The organism is Streptomyces sp. R28 (assembly GCF_041052385.1).
GTDB lineage: Bacteria > Actinomycetota > Actinomycetes > Streptomycetales > Streptomycetaceae > Streptomyces.
The window spans coordinates 4340745-4362221 of the sequence record NZ_CP163439.1 but is presented as its reverse complement, the minus strand read 5'-3'; the positions used below and the strand labels follow the sequence as shown (position 1 = coordinate 4362221).

Here is a 21477-nt window from a genome sequence, read left to right as displayed (position 1 = left end):
CTTTGATTTTCATGGGAGTTCACTGGCCAGGGTTGGCCGTGACCAGCAGACTCGTCACGGCGAGCACGACGAGGACCAGCCCCGTCTCGGCCGCGACCGAGTAACCGAAGGGCCGCACGGTGGCGGCGTCGCCGCGCAGCAGCACGGCGAGATCGAGGCGGGTACGCACCCACTGGCGGCTGGCGAGGGCGACCAGCAGGACGACCCCGAGCACGGCTGTCTTCGCCAGCAGCAGGTGCCCGTAGGAGGTGTGCAGCAGGGCGTCGTACGACCCCACGACCTGCCACGCCAGCACCAGCCCGGCGGCCACGATGCCCGCCACACTGATGGCCGCCAGCCGTGAGTAGCCCGGCACCACCGCGGCCAGCTCGCCGGGCCTCCGCCGCGGCAGCACCGCCAGAGCGAGCATGACCAGCCCGCCGATCCACAGCGAGACGCCGAGCAGGTGCACGAGGTCGGCGATCGCGCCCCAGGTGGGCTCACCGCCCTCGGAGTTGTGGCCCGCCATGCCGGTCGCCCGCAGCAGCCCGAGACAGACGGCCAGTGCGCCGACCCGCCAGCCGGGGGAGCGGGAGGTGCGTGGCCCGCCCTGGAGCAGCGCGCTCAGCACCACGGCCGCGAGCACCCACAGCAGCACCCGGGCGGCGAGCACGATGCCGGGCTCGGTGGTCAGGACGTCCGCGTACGTCTCGCCGCGCAAGGCGTCCCGCAGGTCGCCGAAGGCGGTGTACGCGCCCTGGAGCCCGATCGCCGCGACCGACGCCAGCAGGCCGCACGTCCAGGCCAGCCCCAGCAGCGCCCGGGCCCGAGGCTCGTGCGCGCCGCGCGGCCACAGCAGCGTGACGAAGGCGAGGCCCCCGATGAACAGCGCCAGGGAGAGATAGCCGGCCCAGCGGGCGGCGACGAGGCCCTTGCGCACCAGGGGGGACGGTGCGGTCGCGGCCTCGTCGCCGCGGTCCTGTGCGGCGGGTGCCGCGGTGCCGAAGTCGAGCCGGCCGGAGGAGGCGTGCCCGTCCTCCTCGTCGACGACCGACCAGACGACGGCGAAGGAGCCGTCCGCCGGGTGCCCGAGGGCGGCCCGTACGACCCTGCCCTTGTGCCCCGGCACGAGGGACACCGGGAGCCGGTCGCCGTCCACGGTCATGACGCGCACCCCGGCCGGCTCGACGGGCTCGTCGAAGGTGAGCGTGAGGTGGTCGGGGGCCTGCTTCAGCTCGGCGCCGTCGGCGGGGCTTGAGGTGACCAGCTCGGTGTGGGCGAGGGCCTGGGCGGTGCCCGGCAGGACGTAGAGGAGCGGCGTGAGGACGAGGAGGGCGAGGGCGCGGCGCAGGGTCATGGCGTCGCCTCCGGCGTCGGGCTGATGCCGCCGAGGAGGGAGGGCAGCGGGGCGAGCCCGATGCAGGGGGAGGGCCGCGGCTCGGGTGCCGCCGACTCCTGCGCGCCGCTCGCCGCCGGATCGAGGAGGCCGAAGACGGGCTGGGTGAGGCCGGTGAGGAGCGGCCGGGCGAGCCGGACCTCGCCGTCCTCGCAGGTGGCGTCGTCGCCGCCGGGCGGGGTGGTCCCGGGGGCTGAGGGGGAGGGGGAGGACGGGGGTGCGGAGTCGGAGGGGGCCGGGGAGGCGCCATGGCCGGAGTGACCCGCTCCGCCGGTGCCGCCGCCCAGGTGGCCGGTGTGGTCCTCGCCGGTGCCGCCGGGGTAGTAGACGCCGGTGCCGGGCATCGCCCCGGGGGCAGGCGCGCCTCCCGCCGAGCCCTCTGCCGCGTCGCCCGGGTTCTCCGGCGGGGCCGCACCTTCCGGGGACGACGGTGAGGTGGCCGCGGGCGGCGGGGCTGCGGTCGCGTCGGAGGAGGCGGCGGGGGCGCCGATGCCCGACGCGTATCCGAGTACGACCACCACGGCGCCGACGAGCGCTCCCGCGACCAGTTCGTCGCGGTGGTCGTGCGGCCACAGGGCCCGGCGGAACAGGGGCATGGTCACTCCTGGCATGGTCTGTTCAAAACCAGCGAACGACGACCAGTGGAGTGGCGCGCGAATTCCGTGCGGCTACGCGTCAGTTAAACCGCCGTTGCGGCCCCTCTCTTTCGAGGGGACCCTCACTGTGAGACCGGGTGAGACCGCCGCTATTCCGCGCAATGCGACTGTGAAGAATTCGCGTGCGAGCATTTCTTTTCCCTCACGCTACTCGAATAGAATTCGAAGCCGGGTGGGGATTTCAAGGAGAACGGCATATGCCGTTGTGTGGGCTCGCCATGGGCCGGCGGCGGGCGCCCGCGGGCCCGCCCCCCCCCGGTAGGGAGGGCGGTGCGGGCACGACCCCTTTTGCTCGAACGGCCGCGTCCTTTGCCTGAACGACCCGCGCGAACGGCCCGCCTTTTCTCAGGCCGTCGGCCGCCCCATCGCCCGATAAGTCCAGCCGGCCTTCCGCCACAACTCCGGGTCCAGGGCATTGCGCCCGTCCAGAATGACCCGAGCCGTCGCGGCCTCGCCGAGTGCCGCCGGATCCAGCTCGCGGAATTCCCGCCATTCCGTCAGATGCAGTACGACGTCGGCGCCCCGTACGGCATCGATCGCGCTGTCGGCGTAGCCGAGGGTCGGGAAGAGGCGGCGGGCGTTGTCCATGCCCTTGGGGTCGTACACCGTGACCTGGCCGCCCTGGAGGTGGATCTGCCCGGCGACGTTCAGCGCGGGCGAGTCCCGGACGTCGTCCGAGTCGGGCTTGAAGGTGGCGCCGAGCACGGCGACCCGCTTGCCGAGGAAGGACCCGCCGCCCAGCGCCTGCCGGGCGAGCTCCACCATCTGGCCGCGCTGGCGCATGTTGATCGAGTCGATCTCGCGCAGGAAGGTCAGCGCCTGGTCGGCGCCCAGCTCACCGGCCCGGGCCATGAAGGCGCGGATGTCCTTGGGCAGGCAGCCGCCGCCGAAGCCGATCCCGGCCCGCAGGAACTTCCTGCCGATCCGGTCGTCGTAGCCGATGGCCTCCGCGAGCTTGGCGACATCGCCGCCGGCGGCCTCGCACACCTCCGCCATCGCGTTGATGAAGGAGATCTTGGTGGCGAGGAAGGAGTTGGCGGAGGTCTTCACCAGCTCGGCGGTGGGGAAGTCGGTGACGACGAAGGGGGAGCCGGCGGCGATCGGCGTGGCGTACACCTCGCGCAGCAGCTTCTCGGCCCGCTCGCTGCGCACGCCGACCACGATCCGGTCCGGGTGCAGGGTGTCGTCCACGGCGAAGCCCTCACGCAGGAACTCCGGGTTCCAGGCCAGCTCGGCGTCCTCGCCGGCCGGTGCGTGCGCGGCGAGGTAGGCGGCGAGGCGGTCGGCGGAACCGACGGGGACGGTGGACTTGCCGACGACGAGGGCGGGGCCGGTCAGGTGCGGGGCGAGAGACTCGAAGGCGCGGTCGACGTACGACATGTCACAGGCGTACTCGCCGTGCCGCTGAGGCGTGTTCACGCACACGAAGTGCACATCGCCGAACGCCCCGACCTCGGCCCAGTCCATGGTGAACCGCAGCCGCCCGGTCGACCCCTCGATGCCGGCCACGTGCTTGCGCAGCAGCTCCTCCAGTCCCGGCTCGTACATCGGGACCTCACCGCGCCGCAGCATCTCGATCTTCTCCGGCACGACATCGAGCCCCAGCACCTCGAAGCCGAGCTCGGCCATGGCCGCGGCGTGGGTCGCGCCGAGATAACCGGTGCCGATCACGGTGATCTTGAGGGCCATGGGGTACTCCAGAGGTCTGCGGGGGTCCGGCGGTGATGCGGGCCCGAGCATAGTCGGGCCGTTCTACGGGCAACTTCCCAGCTGTCACCAAGCTCACGTATCACTCCCGTGAGCCGCCCCCTAAAATTTGAGTTACTTAACGGTAATTAGCATGAGCGCCGCGCTTAGACCACACAGCGTCCGCTAGACCACACAGCGTCCTTGGAGCGTGAGAGACCTTGGCCGGATCGGCTGACTTCGACCTGTACCGCCCGTCCGAGGAGCACGACATGCTCCGCGACGCGATCCGCTCGCTGGCCGAGGCGAAGATCGCGCCGCACGCTGCCGCGGTGGATGAGGACGCCCGCTTCCCGCAGGAGGCGCTGGACGCGCTGGTCGCGGCTGACCTGCACGCGGTGCACGTACCCGAGGAGTACGGCGGCGCGGGCGCGGACGCCCTCGCCACGGTGATCGTGATCGAGGAGGTGGCCCGCGTATGCGCGTCCTCCTCCCTCATCCCCGCGGTGAACAAGCTGGGCTCGCTCCCGGTGATCCTCTCCGGCTCCGAGGACATCAAGAAGCGGTACATGACCCCGCTCGCCAAGGGCGACGGCATGTTCTCGTACTGCCTCTCCGAGCCGGACGCGGGCTCCGACGCCGCCGGCATGAAGACGAAGGCGGTCCGCGACGGCGACCACTACGTCCTGAACGGCGTGAAGCGCTGGATCACCAACGCCGGTGTCTCCGAGTACTACACGGTGATGGCGGTCACCGACCCCTCCAAGCGCTCGAAGGGCATATCGGCCTTCGTCGTGGAGAAGTCGGACGAGGGCGTCTCCTTCGGCGCCCCCGAGAAGAAGCTCGGCATCAAGGGCTCCCCGACCCGCGAGGTCTACCTGGACAACGTTCGCATCCCGGCGGACCGCATGATCGGCGAGGAGGGCACCGGCTTCGCCACGGCGATGAAGACGCTGGACCACACCCGCATCACGATCGCCGCGCAGGCGCTGGGCATCGCGCAGGGCGCCCTCGACTACGCCAAGGGCTACGTCCAGGAGCGCAAGCAGTTCGGCAAGCCGATCGCCGACTTCCAGGGCATCCAGTTCATGCTCGCCGACATGGCCATGAAGATCTCGGCCGCCCGCGCCCTGACCTACCAGGCCGCCGCCGCCTCCGAGCGCGGCGACGCCGACCTCACCTATCTGGGCGCCGCCGCCAAGTGCTTCGCGTCCGACGTGGCGATGGAGGTCACCACCGACGCCGTCCAGCTCCTCGGCGGCTACGGCTACACCCGTGACTACCCGGTGGAGCGCATGATGCGCGACGCCAAGATCACGCAGATCTACGAGGGCACGAACCAGGTCCAGCGCATCGTGATGGCGCGCAACCTGCCGTAGGGCTGCCGCAGTCTGTCGTAGCTCTTCTCCGATCGCCCTCCGCCCTCCCCGGGCGGAGGGCGATCGGCGTTCGTCACTCAAGTGCCGTGCTTCCGCGCTGAGTTGAGGGCGCCATTGCCTGCCTGGAGGCGGACGCGCGCCATGCGGAGCCGATGCAGGCGTCCGCGGCCCGGACACCGGACACGAACTTCGGACCGGCTGGCCGGTCGGCCAGTCGGTCGCGATCGCCATGCTGGGCATCCTGAACTCCGTGACCGGGGACGACCGGGCGATGACGGTGGTGGGACCCGGCGTCCTCTCCTGCCTGCGGAGCCGTAACCCCAATGGGGGCGGATCGGGCGCGTCCGTCCGATGGCGCGGCGCGGCGGGCGGGCGTAGGACGGAAGGGCACGGGGCCCGCCCCGGGCTTCCGCACCCCCAGGAGGAGCCATGACCCAGCAAGGCACCATGACCGCCATGAGCAAGGAGATGCAGGCCTGCGTCGACGCGTGCATGTCCTGCCACGTGGTCTGCGAGGAGACGATGAGCTCCTGCATGCAGATGGGCGGCCAGCCGCAGATGCAGATCATGCGGGCGCTCATGGACTGCGCCGAGACGACCCGCATGTGCGCGGACATGATGATGCGCCGCTCGCCCATGTCGGCCGAGATGTGCGCGATGTGCGCCAAGGCCTGCGACATGTGCGCCGAGGCGTGTATGTCCATGCCGGACGACCCGCAGATGATGCGCTGTGCCGAGGCGTGTCGCCGCTGCGCCGAGTCCTGCCGCGCGATGTCGGGCGCCACCATGTGACGAACGTCCGGCCCCCCGGAAACACTCGAGGGCACCCGCAGGGTGCCCTCGACTGCTGTGCGCTGCCCGGCTGTGTGCTGCCCGGCCGTGCGCTGCTCAGTTGCTGGAGACGGTCACCGTCTCGTCGTTCTTCAGCTGCTCCACCAGCGTCTTCACCTTCGCCTTGTCCCAGACGAGGTTGCCGCCAGTGGAGCCGGAGATCGGCATGTTCATCGACTTGCCGTCACCGCCGGTGACGCCCTTCATCGACCAGAACATGTCCGCCAGGTCGAACAGGCCCATGTCCTTGTCGACGATCAGGGTGTCCAGCCCCGCACCCATGGTCGGGTACAGCTTGAACGGGTTGAGGATCGTGCTCGGGGTCGCCACCTGGTTGGCGAGGGCCGAGAGGAACTTCTGCTGGTTCTTCGTGCGGTCCAGGTCGGAGCCGGGCAGTGCGTAGCGGGTGCGGACGAAGGCGAGCGCCTCCTCGCCGTTCAGGGTCTGCTTGCCCTTCTTGAAGTCCGCGCCGGACTTGGAGTCCTTGATGTCCCGCGGGATGTCGATCTCGACACCGCCGACCGAGTCCACGATGTTCGCGAAGCCCGCGAAGCCGATCTCGACGTAGTGGTCGATGTGCAGACCGGTGTTGTACTCGACGGTGCGGACCAGCAGCTCCGGGCCGTCCTCGGCGTACGCGGCGTTCAGCTTCACGTGCCGGCCCGTGCCCTTGTACGTCTTGCCGGACTCCGAACCCACGAAGGTCGGTATCTCGACGTCCGAGTCACGCGGCAGCGAGATCAGCGTAGGACCGTTGCTGCCGGTGTGCAGGATCATCATCGAGTCGGTGCGCTTGCCTTCGGCGGACCCGGTGTGCAGTTGCTTCTTCTCCTCGGCCGACATGCCCTCACGGCTGTCGGAGCCGACGATCAGGTAGTTGGTGCCCTCTCCCGCGTCCGGCCGGTCGATGACCTTGGACAGGTCGACCTCGCGGTTGAGCTTGGAGTCGGCCCAGAAGTAGGTGGCGACGGACGTCACGACCGCAAGGGTCACGACGGTGATCGCGGTCACCTTGATACGGCGCCGCCAGTTCGGCGCGGGCCGCGGCTCGCGCATCCCGCGGCCCCCGCGGCCCCCGGGGTCCCCGGGGTCCCCGGGACCACCGGACCCGCCGTAGACCTGGCCGGTGTTGTAGCCGCTGTCGTACCCGTCGTCGTAGCCGGGGTCGTCGCCGTAGCCGCCGTGGCCCTGGCCGTTCACGTACGACGGCTGCTGCGGCACCCCGCCGTACCCCGGGCCGGGCGGCGCCGCCGGACCGCGGCGGACCTGCCGCATCACGCGCGCGCCCTCGGGCTGTGCCCTCGAGCTGCCGCGTCCGTAGCGGTCACCGCGATTGTCGTCGGACCATCCACCGGGCCAGTCATTCATGCGCCCCAGTGTGCAGGGCACCGCCAGGGGTCTTACAAGGTTCCGGGGAAAATAGAGGCACGGCTGTTGCGAACCCAACACAAAGTCCGCGAATGTCGGGTCGGCATAAGGTGGAGGCCATGACAGACCAGGTCACCGCCGCGCAGTCGGACACTCCGGAGATCCCGGGCAAGCCGACCGCCGCATCCCGCACCACCCTCAGCCACATCATGACCCACAGCGACACCAACCTTCTGGGTACGGTGCACGGCGGCGTGATCATGAAACTCGTCGACGACGCGGCGGGCGCCGTGGCCGGCCGGCACAGCGGCGGCCCCGCCGTCACCGCGTCCATGGACGAGATGGTCTTCCTCGAACCGGTCCGCGTCGGCGACCTCGTCCATGTGAAGGCCCAGGTCAACTGGACCGGCCGGACCTCGATGGAGGTCGGGGTACGGGTCCTGGCCGAGCGCTGGAACGAGTCGGCGCCGCCCACTCAGGTCGGCTCCGCGTACCTCGTCTTCGCGGCGGTCGACGCCGACGGCAAGCCGCGCCGTGTCCCACCGGTCGTACCGGAGACCGAGCGTGACAAGCGCCGCAACCAGGAGGCCCAGATCCGCCGCACCCACCGCCTGGCCCGCCGCCGCGCGATCAAGGAACTGCGCGAGAAGCGGGTGGCGGAGGGGTACGAGGACTGAGGGGCCGGGGACCAGGGAGCGCCGGGGGCGCGTCGGGAGCCCGGGCCGGGCGCCCCGGAACCGCGAGCGGCCCGCCCCGCCTCGTCGCGCCGGGACCCGGCCGGGTCACCCGAAACCCGGGTCACCCGTAGCTCAGGACACCCGGAGCTCAGGTCACCCGGAGCTATGAGCACCCCGCCTCATCGCCCCGTACCACGAAGGACTCGCCCTGGGTCGGGTCCTCGGCGCGTACCTTGCGGACCTGCCTGAAGTCGGTGCCGACGATCACCTTCAGCGTCGGGCCCAGCCCCTTGACCGCGCGCAGCTCGCTCCCCGGCAGTGCGGCTGCCAGGGACTTCGCCGAGCGGTCCCAGCGTGGGTCGTGGGCGACGACCGTCCGCTTCACCGGGCGGTCCGCCGACTTCACCGGCCGCCCCGTCGTCCGGAACCCGGTCGCCGCCAGCGCCGCGTCCACGCGCTTGCCGAGGTCGGAGGCCTCAGTGCCGTTCTCCACCTGGACGTGGATCTCCTGCGGGGCGACCTCCACCCGCACCGGCCTGCGCCTCGGCCGGTGCGCGGCCAGGGGCTCGTCCTCGCGCAGGGCCCTGAAGAGACGCTCGGACTTCGCGGCGTCCCACTTCACCGTGGAACCGACGTCCTTCACGGTGTACTCCAGCTGCCGGATGGGCACGGTCGTGAACTCCGACGACGACGGCGAGAAGTTCCGCATCGCCCGCCCGAGGTCGAGCAACTCGCCCGTCCCGAAGCCCTTGTCGGCCCGCACCGAACCCAGCACCGCCCGCGTCACATCCCGGAAGCGCATCGGGTTCAGCAGGATCCCGGACGACGTGGCCCGCTCGATCAGCGCCGCCATGAAACGCTGCTGGCGCTGCACCCGGCCCAGGTCGGAGGCGCTGTCGACATGCCGCGAGCGCACGTACTGCAACGCCTCCCCGCCCATCAGCCGGTGCGTACCGGCCGGCAGGTCGAGACCGGTGTACTCGTCCTTCATCGGCTCGGCGGTGCAGATCTGCACCCCGCCGACCACGTCCACCGTCCTCATGAAGCTGGTGAAGTCGACCTCCAGATAGTGGTCGATCTTGACGTGGGTCATGTGCTCGACCGTGGCGACGGTGAGGTTCGGGCCGCCCTCCGCGTACGCCGCGTTGATCTTGATGGGGTGTGCCTTGCGCCCCTCACCGGCGGGCACCTCCGCGTACGAGTCGCGCGGCAGGCTCACCACACTCGCCCGCTCCCGGTCCTCCGAGATGTGCACGATCATGATCGTGTCGGTGCAGTGACAGGGGGCCCCGCCGAGCCGGTACTTGCGCCGCTCCTCCTCGCTGATGCGGTCGCGGCCGTCCGTGCCGACTAGGAGGACGTTCATCCCGTGCCCGGCCTGCGGCCGGTTCTTCATGTCCTTGAAGGGGTCCACGCGCGCGATCTTCGCGTCCAGGCTGGTCACCACGGCGTGCCCGATACCGGCGGAGGCGAGGACCACCACGGACAGCGTGGTCACCGCCCGCATGGCCCAGCGGGGCCTTCTCCGCCGTACGGGCGCGACCGGCCGCGCCCCGCCACGGGACGGCTGCGGGCGGCGCTGCGGAGGGGCGGGGGAGCGGCGGGGCGGCGTGGGCATGGGGGGCTACCTTCCGCTGGGGCTTGCCCTGGGGGCCGTACGTGGGATCCGTGAGCACCGTAGGCCCATACGATCTGCTGACCGGGGCAGCGACCCCGGCGGGGCGCACCGGTGTCCCCCGTTCGCGGTAACGTGAGCCCCCTATGAACGCCAATCCCGACGTGCAGCTCCCCGCCGTGTCCGTCATCATGCCCGTGCTGAACGAGGAGCGGCATCTGCGCGGAGCAGTCCGAGCGATCCTCGCGCAGGAGTACGCCGGCGAGATGGAGGTCGTGATCGCCCTCGGTCCGTCCACGGACCGCACGGACGAGATCGCCGCCGAGCTCGTGGCCGAAACCGCTTCCTTCGAAAGCAAGCGCGTGCACACCGTCCCGAATCCGACCGGCCGTACGCCCGCCGCGCTCAATGCCGCGATCAAGGCCTCGCGCCACCCGATCGTCGTGCGCGTCGACGGGCACGGAATCCTCTCGCCGAACTACATCGCCACCGCCGTTCGGCTCCTGGAGGAGACCGGCGCGCAGAACGTCGGCGGCATCATGCACGCCGAGGGCGAGAACGACTGGGAGCACGCCGTCGCCGCCGCGATGACCTCGAAGATCGGGGTCGGCAACGCTGCGTTCCACACCGGTGGCCAGGCACAGGCGGCCGAGACCGTCTACCTCGGCGTCTTCCGGCGCGAGGCGCTGGAGCAACAGGGCGGCTACAACGAGGAGTTCATCCGGGCCCAGGACTGGGAGCTCAACTTCCGGATCAGGGAAGCGGGCGGGCTCATCTGGTTCTCGCCCGAGCTGAAGGTGTCGTACCGGCCGCGTCCCTCGGTGCGCGCCCTCGCCAAGCAGTACAAGGACTACGGCCGCTGGCGCCACGTCGTCGCCCGCTACCACTCCGGCTCCATCAACCTGCGCTACCTCGCCCCGCCGACGGCGGTGTGCGCGATCGCGGCGGGCCTCGTGCTGGGCGCCCTGGTCACCCCGTGGGCCCTGGTGATCCCGGGCGGCTACCTCGCGGCCATCACCGCCGGCTCGGTCCCGGCCGGCAAGGGCCTCCCGCCGAAGGCACGCCTGCAGATCCCCGTCGCCCTCGCCACCATGCACATGTCCTGGGGCTACGGCTTCCTGACCAGCCCGCGGTCCCTGGCGAAGAAGGTCATCGCCTCCCGCCGCCCGGCGGTGCTCAGCGCCAGCTGAGCCCGCCGGTGGCGGGTGCCGTCACCAGGTGAACCCCGGGTTCACCTTCATGCAGGCCTTGGTGTCGGAGGCGTTCAGCGCCTCCGCCGTGTCCGGCGTCCTGTCGTCCTGCTTCGGGGCCTTGTACGCCGTCCCCTCCCGCCAGTCCGCGCCGACGACGAGGGTGACGCCGGAGACGTCCGTGGACTTCTCCACGGCGCTGGTCGGGATGCCGAGGGCCTTGGCGACCCGCTGGGCGTCGCCCTCCAGGTCTGCGCTCGGGTAGCGGACGAGCGTCGTGTCCTCGACCGGCGCGGCCGAGGCGTCCGCCACGGCCTGCGTGAATCCCTTGTCGACGAGCAGCCCGGCGACGGTGGTCGCACGGCCACGGACCGGGGCCAGGGTGTCGGTGCGGGTGCCGTTGCGGACCTGGACGGCGATCTTGCCGTCCGCCGCGGCCGGGTCGGTGGAAACCTTCTCCTTGGTGGACTTCTTCTTCTTGTCCTTGCCGTCGAGCGAGACGTCGTCGCGCACCAGCCGGAACAGCTTGGTCGCGTCCTCGGTGGGCACCACCCGGCCGGTCTGGACCGTGTCGTACGCGTTCGGCATCGTCGTCATGGTGATGCGCGAGGTCGGCACCTTCTTGAGCTCGCCCGCCAGGTCGTACAGCTTCGCCACCGTGCCCAGGCCCGGGTCGACGGTGAGTGCCTCGGTGGCCGCCTCGGCGAGGGCGCGCAGCTTGCCCGGGTTGCTCAGCTTCGCGTGCTTGCGCAGCTCACGGACCATCGAGTTCATGTACATGTGCTGCGCCTTGGCGCGGGCCAGGTCGCTGCCGTCCTCGAAGCCGTACCGGGTGCGCAGCCACTGCAGGGCCTGTTCGCCCTGGACGTACGTCGTGCCCTTCTCCAGCTTCAGCCCGGAGCCGTGGCCCTCGCTGTCCTTGGAGCGGATGTTGGCGTCGACGCAGACCGGGACGCCGCCGATCGCGTCCGCCATCGACACCACACCAGAGAAGTCGATCATCATGAAGTGGTCGATGTGGATGTCGGTCAGCTTCTCCCACGTCGCCACCGAGCATCCCGGTCCACCGCGGCCCAGCGACCGGTTCGTCATCGCGCGGCCGAGGGCCTCGTAGACGTCCCCGCTGTCCGGGTCGGTGCACTTGGGGATGTCCACCAGCGTGTCGCGCGGCATGCTCACCACCGACATGTTGGTGCGGTCGGCGGAGACGTGCAGCAGCATCTGCACGTCGGCGAGCGGAGTGCCGCCGAACGTCTCCTTGGCGCCGCCGAGTTTCTGGTTCTCCTTGCTGTCCCGCGCGTCCGAGCCGATCAGCAGGATGTTCAGCGGCGTCTGACCGGCCGCGTTCGCCTCGCTCTCGGCGGCGCGGTCCTTCGCGTCGCCGATGTTGAGGTCGTCCTTCTTCAGGTTGTCGTTGAGGTGCTGGTAGTAGAGATACCCGGCGCCCGCGGTGCCCAGTATCACCACCGCCAGAACTGTCGCCGACCAGCGCAGCACCCGCCGTCTGCGGCGCCTGCCGTCGGTTCCGCGGCCGCCCCTGCGACCCCCGCCACCGTGCCGGCCGCCCTGGTCGGCCTGCGTGTCCTGGTCGGCCCGCGGTGTGAGGGACATGGTGTCCTCCACCGCGGGGACCTCCCCCCGCACACTGCTCTGCGCCAACTGTTCGCCCTTCCCCACCCTTGGCCCGGCACGGCTTCGCTCCGCGGCGGACCTCCCTGTCCGGTGCGGAGCGAACCATGTCAGGCCACCCTGTCCGACTCCGGTTCGCAACCTGTCAGACCTCTGTGGGTCCGACCCGGGTTGGCCACGCGTCGGCAAAATCCAAGCTCGGCACGGCCACGTGGTGTGTCAGGCCAACGCTGCCCGACACAACCGTGTCCTGTGTCAGACCAACGAGGGTGGGGCACAGTTGCGTTCCTCGCGGCAGATTCCGTACCGGAGCCCGCGTACCGCAGCCGCGGTACCGGAACGGGCGGCCCGCCTCACCTCAAGTCGCCGGTGAGACGGGCCCGTTGGGTCACCGCCGGACGCTACTTCGCGCACTCGACCTTGTCCGCCGTGGACTTCGGCACGTCGGGCGCATTGGTCGGAGCCGTGAGGGAAACGCCCGCACCCTTGAAGTCCTTGCCCAGTGTCAGCGTCATCGTGGGCAGGCCCTGGGAGTTGGTCACGCTCTTGCCGGGCTTCATCGCGGAGCCGGAGAGCCCCATGATGGCGGCGAGCCGACGCGCCTGGTCCGCCTGTTCCGGCGCGTACTCGAGCGTCGTCTTCGACAGCGTCGCCGGTGCGTTGCCCGCGTTCTCGGACTTGCTCACACCCTCCTCGGTCTGCAGCCAGGTGAGGGTCTCCTGGGCGCTGCCCGCGGGCGCCCCGCCGTTGAAGACCTGCACGCGCACCTCGGAGGCGTCGGCCTTGGTGCCCTTGAGCCGGGCGGCCACGGCGGCGGCGTCCTTCTTCTTCTGCTGCTTGACCGCGGTGAAGGAGACGTCGTTCTGGATCGCCTGGAACACCTGGGGAGCCGTCGTCTCGTTGAGTACGACGGTCGCCTTCACCTTCTCGGCCGGGTTGTCGATCACCGGAATCGTCGTGAAGGTCAGGTTCTTGGTGTCGAGCTTGCCCAGCTCCAGGCCCAGGTCCTTCAGCTTGTCGATGGTGTCGAGCTGGGAGTCGACGGTCAGCGCCTTGGTGCCCGCCTCGGCCAGCTTGATCATCTTCGTCGGGCTGGAGAGCGTGTCGTTCGACTTGAGCTTGCGCATCAGCGCGCTGAGGAACTGCTGCTGAAGCCCGATCCGGCTCAGGTCACCGCCGAAGCCGACGGAGTGCCGGGTGCGGACGAAGGCCAGCGCCTGCTCGCCCTCGATCAGATGCTTGCCCTCGCTGAGCTTGAGGTGGGAGTCGGGGTCGTCGATGTCCTTGGCCAGGCACACCTCGACACCGCCGACCGCCGACGTCAGCGTCTTCACCGCGTTGAAGTCGGCCACCATGAAGTTGTCCGGCTTGATCCCGGTCAGCTCGGTGACGGTCCGGCTCGTGCAGCTGGGCGTACGGCCTTCCTGGCCGAGGCTCGTGTTGAAGCGGACGCCGGTCTCGCCGGGAATGACCTTCTGGGAGCCGTCCTCCTGCGTGGTCGGGCAGTCGGGGATGTCGACGATCAGGTCGCGCGGGATGCTGAGCGCGGTCGCGTTCGAGCGGTCCTTGGAGAGGTGCAGCAGGATCGTGGTGTCGGCGTGCCCGGCGCTGCCGCTGTCGCCGTAGTTGCCGTTGCCCGCGCCGGTGCGCTTGTCCGTGCCGATGAGCAGGATGTTGATGGCCTTGTCCTTGCTGAACCCACCGGTGCTCGCGCCGTCGTCGGAGACGGACTGGATGTTGTCGTTGAGGTGCTCGATGTAGAGGTACGCGCCGACCCCGGCGGCGACCAGCACGAACGCCATCACACCGCCGGTCCAGAGCAGGGCCTTCTTCGCCTTGCTCTTCTTCGCCGGCCGGCGACCGCGCCGACCCGGCGGCGGCTCCTCGGGCGCGCCCCGACGCCTGCGCTGCGGCGGGACCTCACGGCCCGGCGACACCGGCCGCGTCTCACGGCCCGGGGTCGCGGTCCGGCCGCGCGCAGCGCCACCGGCACCCGCCGCGCCACCTGAACCTGCGGCACCCCCGGCCGCGGTCGCACCGGCGGCACGCGCGGCGGCGCCGGCGCGCGAAGCGGATCTACGGGGTCCAGGAACCGGCGACTGCGCTGCGGAAGGAGTCAGTCGCAGTTCGTATTCGCCAGTGTTCGGATTGAGTACCCACTGGTCTGCGGGGTCGATGTCGTCCGCCCGCCCACGGCCTTGCGCGTCCACGGTTGTCTGATTCCTCCGTCGGGGCCACGCGGCGCCTACCCCCTCCAAGGCGCTCGGGTCTCTCGGTCGAACAGTGCGCAAGCCTAACTACGGCCGGGTGCACCGGATCGCTCACACTATCCGCCCAGTTCAGCGTCAAGCCACGACGGTGACAAATTCCACGTCCCTACAACTGGGCAATCCATCCCATTTCTTTGAACTGGGGTTCGCCGACTTGGTGAGCGTTTTACTCGCAGGGGTTCTCGGCGGCGGTGTTGCCGCGGAAGGTGGGTGCCGGAGGAGTGGGTCCCGCGTGTTCGCCGGGACGCTCGGCGCCCGCCTTTCCGTCGCCGTAATGCGAACTCCTGTGCGGAGATGGGTGCCGAGGGCCGTGGGATGTTTCGGGCGAATTCACGACTTCCACCGGGGCGTCGACGCGCAGTCGCTCGAAGAGTCGCTCGGCCTCGGGCTCCACGAGTTGGTCGCGATTGGCGTTGTAGATGTACGACTCCCGAGGGACGGTGAGGAATTGCACGCGTTCGGTGGGGATGTCGCGCACGCCGCGGACGAGTTCGTACAAACCGCGCAAGCTGGCCAGGGCCGGGTCGGTGGTGAGGGAGGACGTGGCGGCGTCCAGGACGGGGTAGAGCCTGACCGGATTCAGTAGGACGTCGTTGCTCTGCACCTTCTGGACGAGCGCGGCGAGGAATCGCTGCTGGCGCTTCATGCGGTCGGTGTCGCTGCCGTCGCCGAGGGACTTGCGGGCGCGGACGTAGCCGAGGGCCTGCTCGCCGTTGAGGGCCACCTTTCCGGCGGGGAGCCTGAGCTTGGCGGCCTTGTCGTTGATGGGCCGGGTGAGGCAGAGCTCCACGCCGTCGAGGGCGTCGACCATCTCCTTGAAGCCGTGGAAGTCGACGACCACGTGGTGGTCGACGCGGATGTCCGTGAGCCGCTCCACGGTGCGGACGGTGCAGGCCGAGCCGCCGACCTGGAAGGCGTAGTTGAACATCGCGAACATGGGCTCGCTGCGGCGGCCGTCGGGGCGCCGGCAGCCGGGGACGTCCACCATCAGATCGCGGGGTATCGACACGGCGGTGGCGCTGCGGCGCCCTGCGGAGAGGTGCAGCAGGATCGCGGTGTCGGACCGCTCGGTCCCGGAGTCACGGCCGTAGCGCCGGTTTCCCTCGCCCGCCCTGGAGTCCGACCCGATGAGCAGGATGTTCCGGGCGTCGCGGACGAGGGAGGTGGGGCGCTCCTTCTCGTACCGGGCGAGTTCGGCGGCGGCGGCCTTGTCGGGCGTGATGTTGGAGTCGAGCTTGGCGTAGACGGCCCACCCGGCCCCGCCGGCGGCGATGAGCACGAGCCCGACCCCCAGGGCCCCGCGCCGCACCCACCGCCGTACGAGCCCCCTCCTACTGGCCGACGCCCCCCGGCGCGCACGTGCGGTGTCGGTCACGGCTGGGTCCACCCCTCATGGCGTAGTGCGTGTGGTGTGGGCTGCTGTTACGACCATGGCTCGGATGGAGGGTGGGGGGTGGGTGGTGGTGGGCTGAATGGGTGACGGGGGCCTTCGGCGGTTGGGCCGGGGGTACCTGCGGGTGCCTTCGGCGGTTGCTGCGGCTTGGAAGGGTGCTGTGTGTTGACGCGGCCGCTGCGGGCGGACACCCCCGGCACGTCCCCTTCCCGCCGTACACGGCTGCGGGTCCGTGGGGCCCCGGCCCATTCCGGCGCTCGTCCCTGCTTCGCATTGCCGTCGGGGTGCACCTCCTCGGTGCCGGTCGGCTTCATCCAGCCCGTCTGGGGGCACCCCCTCTGGGGGAGTTTGAGGACGAGGCCCGTTCAGGGCCGAAGCGGGGGTCTGGGGGCGGCAGCCCCCAGCGGGGCCCGCGTCGGCGCCGGGTGCCTTGAGAGCCGCCGCGCGTGGTGGCTCGGCTCAGCCGACGCAGTCACCTCGCCGTCGCCGTCACCCGCTCGCTTTCGATGCGCTTGGCCAGGGACTCCTCGTCCAGGGACTCGAGGTGGCGGCACAGGACCACCGAGCCGCCGGTCGCCAGGGCCGCGTACAGGCCGGCGTTGAGGCCCTCCCAGGTGTCGTAGGGAAGGGACGACAGGATGCGCGAGCCCGGTCCCGTGAGGCCCAGCCCCGTCGCCTCGGCGCGGGCGCGTTCGACCACCTCGGCGCCGCTGAACTCCCGGCCGGCCACGATCAGCGCCGGGTCCTCGGGGTCGACCGGGGCGTACGGGGCGAAACGGTCGCCCTGGCCCGGTACTTCCACGGCGTAGTCGGCGAAGCCGGCCGGCGGCTGCGGGAAGCGGCCCCCCAGCGGCCGTAGCGCCAACGCGACACGTTCCCCTCGGCACGCCCGCGCGGTCTCCAGGGAATCCGGTCCGCTCACGACCACGTCGGCCGCCGCCGGATCCCCGCCCACGTCCGCGATCGTGCCCACCGACGAACACGCCAGCAGCCAGACCGCCGTCTGCCAGTGGGTGGGCAGCAGCAGCGTGACCCGGTCGCCCGGCCCGGCCCCGAGGTCGCCCTGGAGCAGATTCGCGGTCTTGGCCACCCAATTGGCGAAGGTGGCCACGGACAATTCGACACGTTCCCCGGTGGCGTCGTCGTAGAAGGTCACCAGGGGGCGTCCGGGATCCGCGGCGAGCGCGGAACGCAGCAGGTCGGCAGGGGTGCGATCGGTGGCGTTCACCCGCGCAAGCGTACGCGGACACGTAGGCGCACACGCCTTGTCGGGGGCACCCGGCCACCACCGGTTCGGGCGAATCGGACGCCGACACTCCGTCAACTTCCAGATGGACAGGTTTGTATGCCTATGTCCAACATCGGGGGTATGCGTGGATTCCTTGCTTCCTCGATCGGTGTCACGTGCGCGGCCGCTCTAGCCCTCCCGCTCACCCCACCCGCCGTCGCGTCGTCCGCGAGACCGGCGCTCAGTGCGGAAGCGGCCACGCGCGGGGAGACGGTGGCCGGGCCGGCGGTGCGTCAGGGGGACGCCGAGTCGTACGTCCCCGGCAGCACTCAGTCGATGCCCCTCGCCCCCCTCACCCCCCTCGCCCGTGACCGCGTCGTCGGGGCCCCCGCCGAAGAGGGCCTGTCCCCGCGGGACGTACGGCACTTCTCCCTCGTCGGCGTCATCTGGGACGACCCGGACGCCGAACTGCACGGCCGTGTCCAGGTCCGCACCCGTGCCGTCGACACGGGGACCTGGTCCGGCTGGCAGGACGTAGAGACACACAACGGCGAACACGCGGCCGACCCGGGCAGCGTCGAACGCACCTCCGGCCGGGTACGCGGCTCCACGGCGCCGCTGTGGGTCGGGGAGTCGGACGCCGTGGAGGTGCGGGTCACGGCGCAGGCCGTCGAGACCGGGCCCGAGGAGGGCGCACAGGCACCGGGCAGTGGTGACCCGACCCCGCCGGCCGGCACCGGCGTCGTCTCTCCGCTCCCCGCCGGCCTTCGCCTCGAACTCGTCGATCCCGGCGAAGCCGCCCCCGCGCCGGACGACCCCGGCGCCCCCCGCCCCGGCTCCCTGCAGGCGGAGACCGCCGAGACCGCCGAGGCCCTCGGAGCCGCCGCAGCCGACACGGCCGCCTCCGCCGCCAACGCCGAACTCGCGCCGCTCGGTGTCTCCGAGATCCCCGCGCTCGGCCGGGCCGAGACCGAACGGGAGCTGTTGGCCCTGCGCGGGAACGAGTTGACGCAGGAGCAGCGGGCGAAGCCGTACATCGGGCCGCGGCCGCGCATCGTCACGCGGCGCGGCTGGGGAGCGAACGAGGGGTGGCGGGAGCGGCAGTTCGTGTACACGAAGAAGGTGAAGGCGGCCTTCGTGCACCACACGGCGACCGGCAGCAAGTACTGGTGCTCGCAGGTCCCCTCGCTCATCCGCGGTATCTACCGCTACCACGTCAAGAGCATGGGCTGGCGTGACATCGGCTACAACTTCCTCGTCGACAAGTGCGGAAACATCTACGAGGGACGCGCCGGGGGGGTGGCGAAGCCGGTCCTGGGGGCCCACACTCTCGGGTTCAACACCAACAGCATGGGGATCGCCGTCCTCGGCAGCTACGGCTCCGCCAAGCCGACCGGCGCCTCGCTGAAGGCCGTGGCCCGCCTCACGGCTTGGAAACTGGGCCTCTACGGGGCCAATCCGCGAGGAAAGACATACCTGAAGTCCGCCGGTGGCAATCTCTACCGAAAGGGAAAGAACGTACGACTGAATGTGATCTCCGGCCACCGGGACGGCTACTCCACGGAGTGCCCCGGACTGCAGCTCTACCGCAAGCTCGGCACGGCCCGCGCCACGGCGGCCCGCTACCAGGGCCGCTGAGCCGGGGGCGCGGAGTACCGAACCGCCGTCGAGGGCGTCGCGCAACGGTCTGCATACACTGGCCGGCCGAAAGACAGTTCGGCCGGTCCCGGCAGGAAGCAGAGACGACAGGTGACAGAAGCGATCCTCCTGGTCGGCGGCAAGGGCACTCGGCTGCGTCCGCTCACCGTGCACACGCCGAAGCCCATGGTCCGGGCGGCCGGAGTCCCCTTCCTCACGCACCAGTTGGCGAGAGCGAGAGCGGCGGGCGTGGACCACATCGTCCTGGCGACGTCGTACTTGGCCGAGGTCTTCGAGCCGTACTTCGGCGACGGCTCCGCGCTCGGCCTCCACCTGGAGTACGTGACGGAGGAGGAGCCCCTCGGCACGGGCGGCGCGATCCGCAACGTGGCGTCCCGGCTCCACTCCGCGCCCGACGACCCCGTCCTGATCTTCAACGGCGACATCCTGACGGGCCTGGACATCAGGGCGCTGATCCACACGCACGAGACGACGGGCGCGGACGTCTCGCTCCACCTGACGAAGGTGACGGACCCGAGGGCGTACGGCCTGGTCCCCACGGACGACACGGGCCGGGTGACGGCGTTCCTGGAGAAGCCCCAGACCCCCGAGGAGATCGTCACCGACCAGATCAACGCGGGGGCGTACGTCTTCCGCCGCTCGGTCATCGACACGATCCCGGCGGGCCGCCCGGTCTCCGTCGAACGCGAGACCTTCCCCGACCTCCTCTCGGCCGGAGCCCACCTCCAGGGCATGGTCGACTCGACGTACTGGCTCGACCTGGGCACCCCCGCGGCCTTCGTCCGCGGCTCGGCGGACCTCGTCCTGGGCCGCGCCCCTTCCCCCGCCGTCCCCGGCCGCTGCGGCGACCGCCTGATCCTCCCCACCGCCAGGGTGGCCCCCGATGCCAAGCTGACCGGCGGCACGGTGGTGGGCGAGGGCGCCTTCGTGGCGGAGGGAGCGCGCGTCTTCGGCAGCACGATCCTCCCCGGCGCCGTCATCGAACCCGGCGCCGTCATCACCGACTCCCTCATCGGCACCCGCGCCCGCGTAGGCGAACGCTCCGTCCTCACCGGCACGGTCATCGGCGACGGCGCGGTGATCGGCGCCGACAACGAACTGCGGGACGGCGCCCGGGTGTGGTGCGACGCCAGGATCCCCGCGGGGGCGGTGCGCTTTTCACCGGACCTGTAGAACCCAGCCACCGACCGAGGCACAGGGGAGCCTGAGCCGGGTGCTCTGCCTCGCGGCGCTGACGATCACATCCCGGCGCCGGCCAGGCATTCCAGCCCGTCTGGGGGCACCCCCTCCGGGGGAGTTTGAGGACGAGGCCCCTTCAGGGCCGAAGCGGGGTCTGGGGCGGCAGCCCCAGCGGGGTCGAAGGGGCGGAGCCCCTTCAGGATGGGACGGGTAGGGGCGGCGGGGGTGAAAAACTCAGGCGGCAACCAAGGCACAGACCCCCCGTCACAACGCCCCGATATCCCCCCGAGGCATCCGCGGCGCCCGCCGAGCCGGAACCCGCCCGCTCAGCAGAATCAACCGAGCCGCCCGATGCCGCTGCCCCGCATACGGCTCCAGCAACTCCAGCATCACGGAGTCGTCCGCATCCCGATCCCCGGCAAGCGCCCACCCCACGATCCCCGGCAGATGCAGATCCCCCACGGTCACCGCATCCGCCGCCCCATGACTGCGCTGCACAACCTCCGCAGACGTCCACGGCCCGATCCCCGACACGACCTCCAACCGAGCCTGCGCATCCCCCGGAGGCATCCGCACCGCCTCCTCAAGCCGCGCAGCGACCCGTACAGCTCGCAAAATCGTGGACGCCCGCTTGTTGTCGACCCCGGCCCGATGCCACTCCCAGGACGGAATCAGCCTCCAGGTCCCCGCGTCCGGCATCACACACATCCGCTCCGGCGCGGGCCCCGGCGCCGGCTCCCCGTACTTCCGTACCAGCAACCGCCACGCCCGATACGCCTCATCGGCCGTGACCTTCTGCTCCAGAATCGACGGAATCAACGACTCCAGCACCAACCCGGTCCGCGTCAACCGCAGCCCCGGCCGCCGATGCCGAGCGAGCGCCACCAGCCGGTGCCGCGGCACGAAGGCGGACGGATCGTCGGCGGCCCCGAGCAACTCCGGCAACTGCTCCAGCAGCCACTCGGCCCCCGGCCCCCAGGCCTCGCCACGCACTTCGGCACCCCGCACGGTGACCCGCAGCGTCCCGGCCCCGGCAGGCGTACGGCAGGCCCGCCACACGGACCCGTCGGGCATCGCCCGGAACGTCGGATCCCCCGGCCCCCGCCTCAGCGGCCCCAGCACCAGTCCGAGATCGAGCGGCCCGTCCGGCACCACCGTCCGCACCTTCGCCGCCGCGACAGCCTGCCGCGGCACACCCGCAGGCACCGCGACATGCCCACCGCGCACAGTCGTACGCGTGGGCCGCGGAGCGAAACGTCCTGCCACGGATGAGGTCCTAGGGGTACGGAGGGGGGCCGAGCGTAGGTACCGGAGGAGTCCTACGAGCGCTGTATCGGAGGGC

At 70.9% G+C, this 21477-nt stretch carries 16 protein-coding genes; 6 read left to right on the top strand and 10 right to left on the bottom strand.

The features are described from left to right. Positions 1-19: 19 nt before the first annotated feature. The 3 genes from AB5J49_RS19150 to AB5J49_RS19140 all read right to left on the bottom strand — a co-directional run bounded on the left by AB5J49_RS19150 (position 20) and on the right by AB5J49_RS19140 (position 3720). Positions 20-1336 carry a copper resistance protein CopC gene (locus tag AB5J49_RS19150; protein WP_369169838.1) on the bottom strand — a complete coding sequence of 439 codons (1317 nt, stop codon included), beginning with the start codon at positions 1334-1336 and terminating at the stop codon, positions 20-22. Further along, complete coding sequence (locus AB5J49_RS19145; RefSeq protein ID WP_369169837.1) at positions 1333-1971, bottom strand: hypothetical protein; 639 nt, start codon at positions 1969-1971, stop codon at positions 1333-1335. The genes AB5J49_RS19150 and AB5J49_RS19145 overlap by 4 nt, the downstream gene beginning before the upstream one ends. Before the next feature lie 405 nt (positions 1972-2376). Further along, complete coding sequence (locus AB5J49_RS19140) at positions 2377-3720, bottom strand: UDP-glucose/GDP-mannose dehydrogenase family protein (RefSeq protein WP_369169836.1); 1344 nt, start codon at positions 3718-3720, stop codon at positions 2377-2379. 218 nt (positions 3721-3938) lie between these two features. Between AB5J49_RS19140 and AB5J49_RS19135 the strand changes: the two genes are divergently transcribed. Both AB5J49_RS19135 and AB5J49_RS19130 read left to right on the top strand, forming a co-directional pair. Then, positions 3939-5096: an acyl-CoA dehydrogenase family protein gene (locus AB5J49_RS19135; RefSeq protein ID WP_369169835.1), complete on the top strand. Its 1158-nt coding sequence runs from the start codon at positions 3939-3941 to the stop codon at positions 5094-5096. 429 nt (positions 5097-5525) lie between these two features. Then, complete coding sequence (locus AB5J49_RS19130) at positions 5526-5888, top strand: four-helix bundle copper-binding protein (protein WP_369169834.1); 363 nt, start codon at positions 5526-5528, stop codon at positions 5886-5888. Between the two features lie 96 nt (positions 5889-5984). Here AB5J49_RS19130 and AB5J49_RS19125 read toward each other — a convergent pair whose 3' ends face one another. Continuing rightward, the gene (locus AB5J49_RS19125; RefSeq protein WP_369169833.1) at positions 5985-7295 is read right to left on the bottom strand and encodes an LCP family protein; all 1311 of its coding nucleotides are present in this window, start codon (positions 7293-7295) and stop codon (positions 5985-5987) included. A 119-nt stretch (positions 7296-7414) separates the two neighbouring features. Between AB5J49_RS19125 and AB5J49_RS19120 the strand changes: the two genes are divergently transcribed. Then, positions 7415-7972, top strand: coding sequence for an acyl-CoA thioesterase (locus AB5J49_RS19120; protein ID WP_369169832.1), 558 nt, complete (start codon positions 7415-7417; stop codon positions 7970-7972). Between the two features lie 163 nt (positions 7973-8135). Here AB5J49_RS19120 and AB5J49_RS19115 read toward each other — a convergent pair whose 3' ends face one another. Next, a complete protein-coding gene (locus tag AB5J49_RS19115; RefSeq protein ID WP_369169831.1) occupies positions 8136-9590 on the bottom strand; it encodes an LCP family protein in 1455 nt (484 codons plus the stop codon). 143 nt (positions 9591-9733) lie between these two features. On the opposite strand from AB5J49_RS19115, the gene AB5J49_RS19110 reads away from it, so the two are divergent. Continuing rightward, positions 9734-10777 (top strand): glycosyltransferase family 2 protein, encoded by a 1044-nt coding sequence (locus tag AB5J49_RS19110; RefSeq protein WP_369169830.1) that lies wholly within the window; start codon positions 9734-9736, stop codon positions 10775-10777. Between the two features lie 21 nt (positions 10778-10798). On the opposite strand, the gene AB5J49_RS19105 is transcribed toward AB5J49_RS19110, so the two are convergent. The 4 genes from AB5J49_RS19105 to AB5J49_RS19090 form a co-directional block, all read right to left on the bottom strand. Then, positions 10799-12388 carry an LCP family protein gene (locus AB5J49_RS19105; protein ID WP_369169829.1) on the bottom strand — a complete coding sequence of 530 codons (1590 nt, stop codon included), beginning with the start codon at positions 12386-12388 and terminating at the stop codon, positions 10799-10801. Positions 12389-12807: 419 nt separating this feature from the next. Next, positions 12808-14616 carry an LCP family protein gene (locus AB5J49_RS19100; RefSeq protein WP_369169828.1) on the bottom strand — a complete coding sequence of 603 codons (1809 nt, stop codon included), beginning with the start codon at positions 14614-14616 and terminating at the stop codon, positions 12808-12810. 226 nt (positions 14617-14842) lie between these two features. Then, positions 14843-16051 carry an LCP family protein gene (locus tag AB5J49_RS19095; RefSeq protein ID WP_369169827.1) on the bottom strand — a complete coding sequence of 403 codons (1209 nt, stop codon included), beginning with the start codon at positions 16049-16051 and terminating at the stop codon, positions 14843-14845. A 490-nt stretch (positions 16052-16541) separates the two neighbouring features. Further along, positions 16542-17297: a TIGR03089 family protein gene (locus AB5J49_RS19090; RefSeq protein WP_369169826.1), complete on the bottom strand. Its 756-nt coding sequence runs from the start codon at positions 17295-17297 to the stop codon at positions 16542-16544. A gap of 141 nt (positions 17298-17438) precedes the next feature. On the opposite strand from AB5J49_RS19090, the gene AB5J49_RS19085 reads away from it, so the two are divergent. Next, positions 17439-18935: a peptidoglycan recognition protein gene (locus tag AB5J49_RS19085; protein ID WP_369169825.1), complete on the top strand. Its 1497-nt coding sequence runs from the start codon at positions 17439-17441 to the stop codon at positions 18933-18935. Between the two features lie 111 nt (positions 18936-19046). After that, the gene (locus AB5J49_RS19080; protein WP_369169824.1) at positions 19047-20129 is read left to right on the top strand and encodes a sugar phosphate nucleotidyltransferase; all 1083 of its coding nucleotides are present in this window, start codon (positions 19047-19049) and stop codon (positions 20127-20129) included. A gap of 270 nt (positions 20130-20399) precedes the next feature. Here the strand turns inward: AB5J49_RS19080 and AB5J49_RS19075 are convergent, their stop codons facing one another. Then, entirely contained in the window at positions 20400-21401 is a 1002-nt protein-coding gene (locus tag AB5J49_RS19075) for a DNA-3-methyladenine glycosylase (protein WP_369169823.1), read from the bottom strand. Positions 21402-21477 lie beyond the last annotated feature (76 nt).